Here is a 12,839-nt window from a genome sequence, read left to right as displayed (position 1 = left end):
TTTTTTTGTATTTAAATATCTTAATTATCATAGTGTTATAATTTTATTTAATAAAGATGTTTAAAATAGAACATTGATATTTAGTAAATTTAAATATTTGGACTTAACTTAATGTTATAGGTACAGGTTTATTTTAATTAATAGATCAATGAATTAAATCTGATCCGCAGCCGAATACAGTATGGTAGGGGAAGGTATGGAATCATTAAAAATCAAAGATTATATGAATATTCGCCCGGTTACATTTACTGAGAATATGTCGTTATCTGCGGCATTAGATAAATTGTTAACGGCAAAACAGATTGGTGGGCCGGTGATTAATGAGCATAAGCAAGTCGTGGGGTTTATCTCAGAACAAGACATGATTCATAAACTCCTTAAAGTCGGTTATCACTGCCAAGATAGTCATACTGTCAGTGAGTGTATGCGGGTTGATGTGTTAACCGTGTCTGGGGATGACACAATCATTGTATTAGCTGAAACCATGACAGGGCAAAAGCCTAAAATATACCCTGTTGTTGATGATGGTCGGTTGGTGGGTGTTATTACGCGTCGTGATGTATTAACGGCGATCAGTAATCAGATTGGCGCTTGCTTTAAGCATCCATTGTGATCACTATAGAAAAATAGATGAATATTATTGATGATAAAAAGGCGCTTTGAGCGCCTTTCTTTTTGATTATTATGGCCTTGTTTTAGGGGGGCATAATGCTGATTTGGAGACGTTGTGAACAAAGAAAATACAGCAGAAAATAGCCAAGCTAAATTTTTAACAGGTTCGATTATGCGCCACATTGTGGTGATGTCAGGAACGGGCGCTATTGGTTTAATGGCGTTGTTTTTAGTCGATTTACTCGACATGTTTTTTATTAGTATGTTGGGACAAATAGAACTTGCTGCTGCGATTGGTTTTGCCGGAACGTTAGTCTTTTTTTCTACCTCTCTTTCTATCGGTACATCTATTGCTGCGGGGGCGCTAGTCTCACGTGCGCTGGGTAAAAACGATCGCCAACAAGCACGGATGATGGCCAGTAATGTGATGATTTTTGCTGTACTGATCAGCTTCACTATTGTGTGTCTTATGTTATGGCAATTGCCATTGTTGCTTAATTTAATTGGCGCTAAAGGTGCTGTTGCAAAAGCGGCTACTCAATATTTGGTGATTTTATTACCCAGCGCCCCTTTAATTGCTGTTTCTATGTCTGCGGGGGCGGCATTACGTGGCGTGGGTGATGCACGAAGTTCAATGGTTGCCACATTAATTGGTGGTGGCGTTAATGCAGTATTAGACCCATTGTTGATTTTTGGTTTATCGATGGGTATGCAAGGTGCTGCTATTGCATCGGTGTTTGCGCGATTAGCGGTGATGAGTTTTTCCTTGTATGCGGTGGTCTATAAGCATCAATTGGTTGCAAAGCCTGATCTTACTAGCTTTAAGTTAGCGTTACCGACAGTGGCTAAAATAGCCTTACCTGCAATATTAACCAACACCGCAACCCCTATTGGTAATGCTGTTGTCACCAGTAATATTGCCCATTTTGGTGAAAGTTTTGTCGCAGGTTATGCGGTTATTGGACGTATTATGCCGGTTTGTTTTGCGTTGGTTTTCTCTTTGTCGGGTGCTGTTGGGCCGATTATTGGTCAAAACTTTGGTGGTGAGCGCTGGGATAGAATTAATCAAATATTACGTGATGCTATGTTATTTACGGCAATTTATTGTGTTGGTGTCTCGTTATTACTTTGGTTTGGACAAGATTTACTGATCTCGATGTTTAGTCTTACTGGCGATGCGGCTGAAATGGTGAGTGTCTTCTGTAGTTTTATTGCGGTGACGTTTATTTTTAATGGTGCACTATTTGTGGCAAATGCAGCCTTTAATAACCTTAATCGACCAACGTGGTCAACGGTTTTAAATATGGGTAAAGCGACCTTGGGAACAATACCTTTTGTATTAATCGGTGGTCATTTTGCAGGTGCAAGTGGAGTATTGATTGGTCAAGCTGTGGGATCGGTGGTGTTTGGTATTATTGGCTTTAGTTTAGTCATTTATCAAGTGAAGAAAATGGGACTGACACACGAACAACAACTGTTGGATAATAATGATATTTTAACGCCATCAGTACCCGTTGCACCATTTTGTTCTTCTCGTACTTACATGGGAACCGAGGATGTTTTAGAAGAGACACTTGCGGTTGATCTTGAGCATCATTCAGCGACGACAGCATCGAAAAAATAAACGATGAATGATATGTTGTTGGTGTGAAGTCACTCACTATATCGATGTTAACCAATAGAATGACGATGATTTTTGTTGAAATGTGATCGTCGTTTTATATAACTAATGATTATTTCATCACTTTATTGATCTAACTCGATGCAATAAGAGCTAGAGCCAGCGACAATAATAATACTAACAATTATTAGCTTGTAGGAATTAGCGTATAGATGGTCATGATAGCGATTGTTGCTATTCACCACTATGAGTAATGTTAGTTTAGCCATTATACTTCACCTTTAATTTAAGGAAAATAAAGGTGGTGGCATATTTATTGTTTAAGGGAATAATGCTCTATGCGTCAAAATCTTCGCTATATCATACCGATTTTAATTCCACTATTTATTTTATTGCTGCCAGCTTCCGCTTTTCCTCTTGAAGGGTTAACGGTTATTCAACAACGAGTCATTGCTATTTTTCTATTAGCGGCATTATGTTGGGTGATGGAGCCTATTCCTATTTATGCAACGTCTGTTGTGATTATTGTGCTGGAATTATTATTACTATCAGATAAAAGTTTATATTTATTTAGACTTGATCAAGGGCAGCCTCATTTTGGTGACTTAATGAGTTATAGCGAAATAATGGCGACTTTTGCGAGTCCGATTATTATGTTATTTCTGGGGGGCTTCTTTTTAGCTATGGCGGCAACAAAATACCGCTTAGATGTTAACTTAGCACGAGTGTTATTAAAGCCGTTTGGAAACCAACCTAAATATGTCATGTTTGGGTTAATGTTGATTACTGCTGTTTTCTCAATGTTCATGTCAAACACTGCCACAACCGCGATGATGCTCTCTATTTTAGCGCCAGTTATTACTTTATTTGGTGCTAAAGATCCGGGGAGAATAGCCTTTGCGTTATCGATTCCTGTTGCGGCTAATATTGGCGGTATTGGAACACCTATCGGCACCCCACCTAATGCGATTGCGTTGAAATACCTGACGGGAGAAAATCTGATTACTTTTGGTGAGTGGATGTTCTTTGGCGTGCCTTTTGTTGCGGTGTTATTGGTCTTTGCGTGGTGGTTGATTAATAAACTTTATCCTGCAACGCAACAATCCATTGAATTAACGATTCAAGGTAAGTTTCTTAAAACCCCAAAAGCGATCACGGTTTATGTGACATTTACCGTCACTATTATGTTGTGGCTTATGGGCTCAATGCATGGCATGAACGCTTATACGGTGGCGCTAATTCCAGTGGCAATTTTCTCGATAACGGGGATTATCAATAAAGAAGATCTTAAGAAAATCTCATGGGATGTATTGTGGTTAGTGTCCGGCGGTATTGCACTTGGTTTAGCGTTAGATAAAACCGGTTTAGCAAAATTGGTCGTGCATAGTATTCCATTTGATATTTTCTCGCCTTATGTGGTCTTGCTGGGTGCTGCGATACTGTGTTTATTAATGGCTAACTTTATGTCACATACCGCAACGGCAAACCTATTAATGCCTATTATGGCGGCATTAGGAACATCAATGGTGTCATTAACGCCATTAGGTGGTGAAGTTACCTTGATTCTGGTGGTGACTTTTGCAGCATCGTTAGGTATGTCATTACCGATAAGTACACCGCCTAATGCGTTAGCACATGCAACGGGTTATGTTGAAAGTAATCAAATGGCTCGAATAGGTGCGATTGTAGGTGTCGTTGGGGTGTTATTAAGTTTTGTGATGATTTGGGGATTACAAGTTATCGATCATATTTAGTGTTGTTAACGTTAGATCAAGGATGATGCTATGAATCAACCAAAAGCACTGCGACGGATCATTGATACTTATTTTCAAGATCCTAAGGCGATGATTGCTGTTGCTGCTGGCACGGAGGTTTTGCGACAAGATGGGTATAACGATCGCTTATATTGGGTAAAACAAGGTGAGTTATCAGGCTATGTAAATAGTAAAGAAAATGATTTAAGTGCGCAGGTGTTTGTGGTTAAAGAAGGGATGTTCTTTGGCGTACACAGTTTTTTTGCTCAAACACTTGTTGCCTCTACGACGGTTGTTGCAGAAAAAGACAGTGAGATTGCTTGGATTGATTTATCGACCCAAGCGGTTGAGCCTGAGCATTATGGTTCATTAGCTGAGCAATTTATGCCTGTAATGGTGCATGAGTTAGCGATGCGGCAGATGCTTACTGGAATAGCAGCACTAGAAAAAGAAAAAGCGTTGCAGAAATTGTATGCCACTGAACAAATGACGACCTTAGGTCAATTAGCGGCAGGGATTGCTCATGAGCTTAATAATGCGATTGGTGTGATTAGTAGTAAAACGGAGAATATCCAAACCGCGATCAGCCAGTTTGTTGATGATAATCAGCCTCAAATGCGACTATTTTTACAACATGGTATCGATCATGGGCAAAGTATTAGTTCAGCCCAAGTTCGTGAACGCAGCAAAGTATTACAGCAGCAGTATACATTGAGTCGAGAACACGCTCGAACCCTTGCGCGTGCATTACCCGAAGGTGATGTTCCCGCTGATTGGCTTAAAGATATTGATGCTGCCTTAATATGTTGGGATAGCGGTCGTGATTTGCGTGATATACGACTTGCAGCACGACATGCCGCTAGTATTGTACGATCAGTAAAACAGCTTGGTGGTGGTGATCACGCACGAGTACCGAATGTTGATATCACGGATACATTACATAAATCGTTAGCATTATTACAAAGTAATTTACGCTATGTTGATGTGGTATTACGACCTGCAATTTTACCGCCAGTAACCGCTAGCATCACTGAGTTGGTACAGATTTGGGTTAATCTGATCAAGAATGCATGTGATGCAATGGAACATACTGACAATCCACAAATTGAAATTATTACGCGAAGTGTAAAAAATAAGTTGTTAGTTACTATTACTAATAATGGACCGATGATCGATGAAGCTACACGTCGTAAAATATTCAATCCAAATTTTAGTACGAAAAAAGGCGGATTATCATTTGGGTTAGGATTGGGATTAGCAATAGTTCGACGTATTGTTAATAGTTATGGGGGCACGATAGTCGTTAAAAGCGATCATCAACGAACAACATTTAGAATCAAATTACCAATAACGTAAAGGACGGTTATTATGGAAAAAATCACTATTATTTGTGTTGATGATCAACGTGAAGTATTAAGTGCAGTATTAAAAGATTTAGCTGAGTTTGAGCCGTCTTTTTTATTGGAAGATTGTGAGTCAGCGGATGAAGCATTAGCGTTAATGGATGAACTTGATGCAGAGGGTGAATTTATTGGGGTTATTATTTCTGATCATGTGATGCCGGGTAAAAGCGGTGTTGAGTTATTGACGTTAGTGGCAAACGACAACCGCTTTATACACACTAAAAAAGTATTATTAACGGGGCAAGCTACCCAGCAAGATACCATTGCTGCGATTAATAAAGCCCGTATCGAAAGTTATTTTGAAAAGCCATGGGATACTGAGGTGTTGGTTAACTGTGTGAGAACACTAGTGACAGAATATATTTTTGATAAGGGACTAGATTATACGCTTTGGGGCGATGTAATTGATAATGCCACTGTTTTACGACGCTTACGTTAATTGAACTCTGAGGGTGTAACGTCTATTTATTGATTTTTGATAATTATTATCACTTGAGTACCGTGATATGTGGCTATTTTGCTTGACCTTGGTCTTAACTCAAAGGTTTATAATTATCATCAGTAAAACTGAATAGCACCCAAGGAGAACGATGATGTGTGCTCAATGTAATAATAAAAAAGATCATATTCATACAACAAAATCAACCGTTGCAAATAAAGCAACGGTTACTATGGTTGCTGCAACAACGGATTGCTGTTCAAGTGTCAGTGCTGATTGTTGCTCGACCAATAAAGATTCTGAAGGGTGTGGTGATAACGACACAGAAGGTCCTGCTGCGGGGAGTTGTTGTTCAACCTCTGTAAATGATGCTATTCATTCAGTGATAAAAAAAAATAACTTTACCATTACTGGTGCACATGTTTCAGCCAGTGATAAGCCAGAATTAGCAAATAAACATCAGCATGATGGTGATAAACACGATTCAGATAATCATGATGCTCACGATCATAGCGGACATGACCATAGTAGCCATGATCATAGTGGTCAATGCTGCTCTGCACCAACGATGAGTAAAGAACAAGAATTAGCATTAGAAGCATCGCTAACCAATAGTGCTCATGGCAAAACGTTTAGCTGGAAAGTGTTAGGCATGGATTGTCCTAGCTGCGCGGCTAAACTTGAAAAAGCCATTATGTCATTAGCGGCTGTCGATACAGCAAAAGTGATGTTTGCGACTGAAAAATTAATTGTTAATATTCATGATAATCAGCAGACCGATCCTGAAACGCTAAAATCTGAAATAGAAAACAAATCAAGACAAACTGGTTTTACGTTAGTTTCTACAACAACGAAAACGGCTGACCTACCGACCCAATCTTTCTTAATTCAGCATTTGTCTGTGATTGTTATCGCATTGATGATGGTGATCTCTTTTGTCTTAAATAAAACAGTTTCCACAGAAGTTGGGTTATTCGCGTTTACGCTGACAACAATTGTTGGTTTATTCCCTATTTTGAAAAAAGCCGTTGTTTTAACCAAATCTGGTACGCCTTTTTCTATTGAAACATTGATGTCGGTTGCCGCTATTGGTGCTTTGTATCTTGGTGAAACGGCTGAAGCGGCAATGGTTATCTTCTTGTTCCTTATTGGCGAACAATTAGAAGGTTATGCGGCTTCTCGTGCACGTAGTGGCGTCAAAGCATTAATGGATTTAGTGCCAGAAGAAGCAACGGTTATTTCGGCTGATGGCTCGAGAACCAAACGATCTGCCGCGGAGTTAAAACCCGGTGATGTGATTGAAGTTGTACCGGGTGAACGTTTACCCGCAGATGGTCAAGTTCTTGATGTTGTCGCCAGTTTTGATGAAAGTGCATTAACGGGGGAGTCTGTACCTGTTGAACGTACACCTGGCGAAAAAGTCATGGCAGGTAGTATGGCATCGGATAAAGTGGTGCGCTTAACCATTATTTCTGCTCAAGGTGATAATGCCATCGATCGTATTTTGCATATGATTGAAGATGCTGAATCACGTAAAGCGCCATTAGAACGTTTCCTTGATAAATTCAGCCGTTGGTATACGCCAAGTATGATTTTATTGGCTGCGCTGGTGGTTATTATTCCACCGCTGGTATTTGGTCAATCTTGGGATGAATGGATTTACAAAGGGTTAGCGTTATTATTGATTGCTTGTCCGTGCGCACTAGTTATCTCTACTCCCGCTGCGATTACATCAGGTTTGGCTGCGGCGGCACGTCGTGGTGCATTAATTAAAGGGGGAGCGGCGTTAGAACAACTGGGTCATATTGAAGTGGTTGCGTTTGATAAAACAGGTACGCTGACTGAAGGTAAACCTGTTGTAACCGATATGATTTGTTGGGATAACGACGACGAGAAATTATTACGTCAAGCTGCTGCTATTGAAGCGGGATCATTGCACCCATTAGCAAAAGCGGTGGTTAATCGTGCTAAAGAAAAGCAGTTATCAGTAGTTGAAGCGACCGAACGTGAAACCTTAGTAGGTCGCGGTATTCAAGGCATTACCGAAGGTGATAAGTTCTTATTATGTGCCGCTGATCGTTTGCCTCAAGATATAACGTTGACAGCAGCACAACAGCAACAAGCCTTAATGCTAGAAAGTGAAGGTAAAACGCTGGTGGTTGCAGTGCGTAATGCACAGCCAGTAGGGTTAGTCGCATGGCGGGATAACTTACGTGAAGATGCCTTAATTGCGATAGAAAAGCTTCATCAGTTAGGTATTAAATCAGTAATGTTAACCGGTGATAATGCACGGGCTGCTGCTGCAATTGCGAAAGAAATCAATATTGATTATCGCGCCAGTTTATTACCTGCTGATAAAGTCACTGAAATTCGCAAGCTTAATGATCTACACAGTGTAGCGATGGTGGGTGATGGTATTAACGATGCGCCTGCCATGAAAACTGCGACTATTGGTATTGCGATGGGAGGCGGTACTGATGTGGCATTAGAAACCGCAGATGCAGCCATCACACATAACCGATTGTCAGAACTACCCGTAATGATTGAATTATCGCGAGCGACTTTAAATAATATTCGTCAGAACATTGGTCTTGCGCTAGGGCTTAAAGGTATTTTCTTAGTGACAACGATATTGGGTGTTACTGGGTTATGGGTTGCGGTGTTAGCCGATAGTGGTGCGACAGCATTAGTAACATTAAATGCTTTGCGGTTGCTACGCTTTAAACCGAAACAATAATGGGGTTAATAACGTAATATTATTAGCGTCATGATGATAAGCAGAATGGGTTAAATACCATTCTGCTTTTTTATTTATAGCAATATTTGACGTGAATAACGGTGACAAACGTTATGATGAAGTTGCTTTTTTTTGTGATGGGCTCGATAGGTAAACGTTTTGCCGTGATCTTGGTTCAATTAATATGTAACTAAAAATTATATTGCTTTTGGTTAATGTGATTTAACTCACTAAAAACAGTTTCAGCTTCCGCTATCGTTACGTCAGATTTTGACAGACGTTGTTGTTATGTTACGAATTACGTTTACTGTCAAAAAACACAAAAATTAACGATAATTATCCATCTCTGTTCCTACAATCAGAGCGATTAAATTTAAAGGGTATCATTATGTCTGACAATAAAGTGTTCCACCTAGGTGTTAATAAAGCGGATCTTAACGGTGCTGAATTAGCAATTATTCCTGGTGATCCTGCTCGTGTAGAAAAAATTGCCAACCTAATGGAAAACCCTGAATTCCTAGCAAGTGCACGTGAATATACTGTATATCGTGCGCAGTTAGATGGTAAACCTGTTGTAATTTGTTCTACTGGTATTGGCGGTCCTTCAACATCTATTGCTGTGGAAGAATTAGCCCAGTTAGGTGTTAATACTTTCCTTCGTGTTGGTACAACAGGTGCGATTCAACCGCATATCAACCCTGGCGATATGATTGTAACTACGGGTTCTGTACGTCTTGATGGTGCAAGTCTACACTTTGCGCCAATGGAATTCCCTGCTGTTGCTGATTTCACTGTAGCGACAGCAATGAAGCAAGCGTGTGATGATGCTGGTGCGACTGTACACACGGGTGTTACCGCTTCTAGTGATACATTCTACCCAGGCCAAGAGCGTTACGACACATTCTCTGGTCGTGTAGTTCGCCGTTTCCAAGGCTCTATGAAAGAGTGGCAAGAAATGGGTGTGCTGAACTTTGAAATGGAATCTGCAACACTATTAACTATGTGTGCAAGTTCTGGTTTACGTGCAGGTTGTGTTGCGGGTGTTATTATTAACCGTACTCAAAAAGAAATTCCTGATCATGCAACATTAAAAGCAACTGAAGCACGTTCTATTAAGATTGTTGTTGAAGCTGCACGTCAGATGCTAACTAAATAAGTCGTTTCTAATAACGCGATTTATTTAATATGTATGTTAGAAAGCCGATAGATTACTGTCGGCTTTTTTGCATTAAAAGCGCACAGGTATAATGAAAACAATACGATAATGCTATGAGTTAGTGGGGGAGTTTAACCATTAGGTTGTTTTTGTTGTAGAATAGTACTTCGTTGGGCTTAGTGAAGTTATAAACATGATTGATTATAAAATTATATTTCCGAATGGGCGTCAAGATATTATTGCATTACCTATTTCACCTGTATTACAGATGAAGGTTGCTTATTTAGATGATGTGTTTGTTGTAAGAGATATTATTGCAACAGTAGGGGAAAGTACGACCACGGTGACATTGGTATTAGATGATGGTCAGCATCACACACAGAAGCCGCAAGCCGCAGGTGTTGTTTTTAATCGACTTGGATAAGTATCGAGAAGCAACATTAAGAGATTTACCCTATTTGATAAATAAAAAGGCCTTTAAAAGAAGGCCTTTTTTGATCATTGATACTTTTTATGGTGTTAGCTACTGATTACGCGGGATTATGCGCTTGGCCGCCGGCACCTTTGAGCCAATCATGAAGATGGGTATATAACTCACCCAGTTGATCTGGACCAATAATCGCCAACCCTAAATCTTGTGCACGGACTAAATCGTGATGACGAAGCGGACGGAAACTGACTAACATTGCTCGCGCTTGTAAGCCACCTAGCAGGTCACGTAAGGATTCTAGTTTGTATAAGGTATCATCGCCATCATCACGCATACCTTTGGTCTTACATTCGATTATATGCAGCTTATTATTGACGATAGTTGCCACATCAAGTTCATTGCGCACTTCACGTTCACCAATTTTACGGTAAACCTGCACGCCTAATGAGTGATCTTGAATGGTTGGTAATTCGTTTTGAATTGCACGAACCGTACTGTGAACTAAACTTTCTAACCACTCACCATTCGCAAATCGACGCGCTTCTTCGTGCTTAAATGTCAAAATACCATCATGGTATGTTGCAAGGCCTGTTTCTTCTAAATCGGTTAGTAGTGTGCCAAGTTCTTTATAGCCTTGTTGCTTTTCACTTAGCTCAACATTTAACACTTGTTCTTTACGACAGGTTGTTGCTAGATAATTAAGTGTCGCTAAGCCTGGGCCTAATTCTAATGCAGAGCTTGCCCAACGTTGACCCAGTTCCCATAACTGATCGTTAAGAGATTCTGGCATTGGATTATCTGATAACTCGCAACGTGCACCAAAAATAGTTAAATAATCAGAAATTTGAATGCGATCTTGTACTTGTTGTTGTTCGCGATCATTGGGGAACAACCAGCACATTTCATCACTGAAAGGTTCAATGACGTAGATAGGCCAATGGAAAGAGCGGAAGACTTCATAAGCGGATAATAAACGGTGACGCAAACCACAGCTTGCATTAAACCATACATCACGGCTGTCTTGTTTTAATTGATCAGCAAGTTGGTTCAAACGTTGTCTGATTTTGGTGACATTGATAATGTCGGGAATAATGAAAAATTCAACAATAATATTACGTGAAGTTAAAATAGAGGCGAGTCGATCATATTGTTGTTGTTGTTTTTCGGTACCAATAAATATCATTTTATCGGCAGGTACTGCTTCATCTAATAATGGTGTGATCAGACGGACAGGATCCTGATCAATAATGCCAACGTGAGTAATCATAATAATCCTTAATGCGCCCAACATACTGGGCGTAATATTGTGTGCGCATTAAATAAAAGAAATGCAAAGGTAAGCCTGCGCAACACATCGATAAGGTAAGTATATGAGGTTTTTTAGGATGAAATTCAAGTCATATTTTATAGACTAATAATTCTCATATAAATTGACATCATTATCTATTCATTAATTTCGTCTAATAGTCTATTTCTAATCATTTTTTTCATCTAAATATTGGAATTTTTTAAAATGCCATCATTATTAATGGCATTTTTTTTGTTGAAAACATAGTTATCAATAATAATTTACATACTTGGCGGTGTTGGTAATTGTGATGCTAATAACCAAATAGCCAACACAAAGAATATTAATCCCATAAATTTATGTTGGTTATTACGGAATTTTTCATTTTTTAGTAATGATTGACCAAATATGCCAATGGTGGTGACGAGAAATAAGTTAAATAATAATCCTAAAACATTAAGCAATAAGCCAAGTATTAGCATCTGTTCGCCTGATGATGTGGCAACGTGAGTAGACACAAATTGTGGTAAAAACAGAACAAAGAAAATCAGAGCTTTAGGATTGAGTAGATTAGTAAAAACAGCACGACGGTATAGCGTTGATGCCATTTTATTAGATTGCTCTAATTCTTGAGGTGCATCATCAGCATGGGTGCGCATGCAATCCCACCCCATTTTTAATAAATACGCGCCGCCAACTAAACGTAAAACATGCAGTGCTATCGGATTCATTGCAATAAGTGCAGAGACACCAAGAGCCGCTAAAATAGTTAATAAAATACCAGAGGTTGCATTACCTAAACTTGCATAAATACCGACTTTGCGACCGTAAGTTAAGCTTGAACTGGCAATAAGTAACATGTCAGGGCCTGGAATGAGTAGTAGAGCAATCACAGCGGTGAGGTAAAGCGGTAATACATTTAAATCAATCATGGTAAGAACAACGTTATAGTGTAGAAGTCTATATTTTACACAATAAATAGCTCCATTCCATGGGTTACAAGCAGTAGAGGGTGTTTTTTGCTGTATTGAGGTCGTTTTGTGTATTAATCGTCTGTTTTTGGTTATTTAAGTGTTAATTGAAATGGGTTTTTAAGGTGTGTTGAAACTGAAACTGATCACGGACAATAAAGAAAAATTACTGAAGTGATCAGTTCATCATTGTTTTTTAATCTAGTTAGATTGGCTTTTATTATGCTTTTTTGCTGTGAAAATGAAAACGCTCATGAAAGTAAGCTTTTAGATGCTCTTCCATATTGTGAACCTTATTATCAATAGCATCACACAGTACAGCATCATTGTTCATTGCATTGACGCGGTTGATAACCATTTGTTCGATTGCTGATTTTTGTGTTTCTGTCAGTTGTGGTTGTTGAGTCGTCATTATTTTTACCTTTTAA

The 12,839-nt window shown here is 39.3% G+C and carries 11 protein-coding genes; 8 read left to right on the top strand and 3 right to left on the bottom strand.

All coding sequences use genetic code 11. The features are described 5' to 3' along the window. Positions 1-196: 196 nt before the first annotated feature. The 8 genes from C9J51_RS06160 (at position 197) to C9J51_RS06125 (ending at position 10,146) form a co-directional block, all read left to right on the top strand. A complete protein-coding gene (locus C9J51_RS06160; protein WP_045036672.1) occupies positions 197-613 on the top strand; it encodes a CBS domain-containing protein in 417 nt (138 codons plus the stop codon). Between the two features lie 189 nt (positions 614-802). Beyond that, positions 803-2,236: an MATE family efflux transporter gene (locus tag C9J51_RS06155; RefSeq protein WP_407675581.1), complete on the top strand. Its 1,434-nt coding sequence runs from the start codon at positions 803-805 to the stop codon at positions 2,234-2,236. A gap of 335 nt (positions 2,237-2,571) precedes the next feature. Continuing rightward, a complete protein-coding gene (locus C9J51_RS06150; protein WP_045040688.1) occupies positions 2,572-3,987 on the top strand; it encodes an SLC13 family permease in 1,416 nt (471 codons plus the stop codon). 30 nt (positions 3,988-4,017) lie between these two features. After that, positions 4,018-5,343, top strand: a complete 1,326-nt coding sequence (locus C9J51_RS06145; RefSeq protein ID WP_107274906.1) for an ATP-binding protein — start codon at positions 4,018-4,020, stop codon at positions 5,341-5,343. 12 nt (positions 5,344-5,355) lie between these two features. Continuing rightward, a complete protein-coding gene (locus C9J51_RS06140; protein WP_045040689.1) occupies positions 5,356-5,829 on the top strand; it encodes a response regulator in 474 nt (157 codons plus the stop codon). A gap of 154 nt (positions 5,830-5,983) precedes the next feature. Then, entirely contained in the window at positions 5,984-8,566 is a 2,583-nt protein-coding gene (locus tag C9J51_RS06135; protein ID WP_107274905.1) for a zinc/cadmium/mercury/lead-transporting ATPase, read from the top strand. A 388-nt stretch (positions 8,567-8,954) separates the two neighbouring features. Beyond that, entirely contained in the window at positions 8,955-9,722 is a 768-nt protein-coding gene (gene udp / locus C9J51_RS06130) for a uridine phosphorylase (protein ID WP_045036667.1), read from the top strand. Between the two features lie 193 nt (positions 9,723-9,915). Then, the gene (locus C9J51_RS06125; protein WP_045036666.1) at positions 9,916-10,146 is read left to right on the top strand and encodes a hypothetical protein; all 231 of its coding nucleotides are present in this window, start codon (positions 9,916-9,918) and stop codon (positions 10,144-10,146) included. 106 nt (positions 10,147-10,252) lie between these two features. Here C9J51_RS06125 and C9J51_RS06120 read toward each other — a convergent pair whose 3' ends face one another. The 3 genes from C9J51_RS06120 to C9J51_RS06110 form a co-directional block, all read right to left on the bottom strand. Then, on the bottom strand, positions 10,253-11,419 hold the full coding sequence (locus C9J51_RS06120; protein WP_045036665.1) for a Card1-like endonuclease domain-containing protein: 1,167 nt from the start codon (positions 11,417-11,419) through the stop codon (positions 10,253-10,255). 302 nt (positions 11,420-11,721) lie between these two features. Continuing rightward, positions 11,722-12,372 carry a LysE family translocator gene (locus C9J51_RS06115; protein ID WP_045036664.1) on the bottom strand — a complete coding sequence of 217 codons (651 nt, stop codon included), beginning with the start codon at positions 12,370-12,372 and terminating at the stop codon, positions 11,722-11,724. Between the two features lie 259 nt (positions 12,373-12,631). Next, positions 12,632-12,823, bottom strand: coding sequence for a hypothetical protein (locus C9J51_RS06110; RefSeq protein WP_045036663.1), 192 nt, complete (start codon positions 12,821-12,823; stop codon positions 12,632-12,634). Between the last annotated feature and the right edge of the window lie 16 nt (positions 12,824-12,839).

This window comes from Photobacterium iliopiscarium (assembly GCF_003026395.1).
In the GTDB taxonomy this organism is placed as follows: Bacteria; Pseudomonadota; Gammaproteobacteria; order Enterobacterales; family Vibrionaceae; genus Photobacterium; species Photobacterium iliopiscarium.
This window is presented reverse-complemented; position numbering and strand designations above follow the sequence as displayed.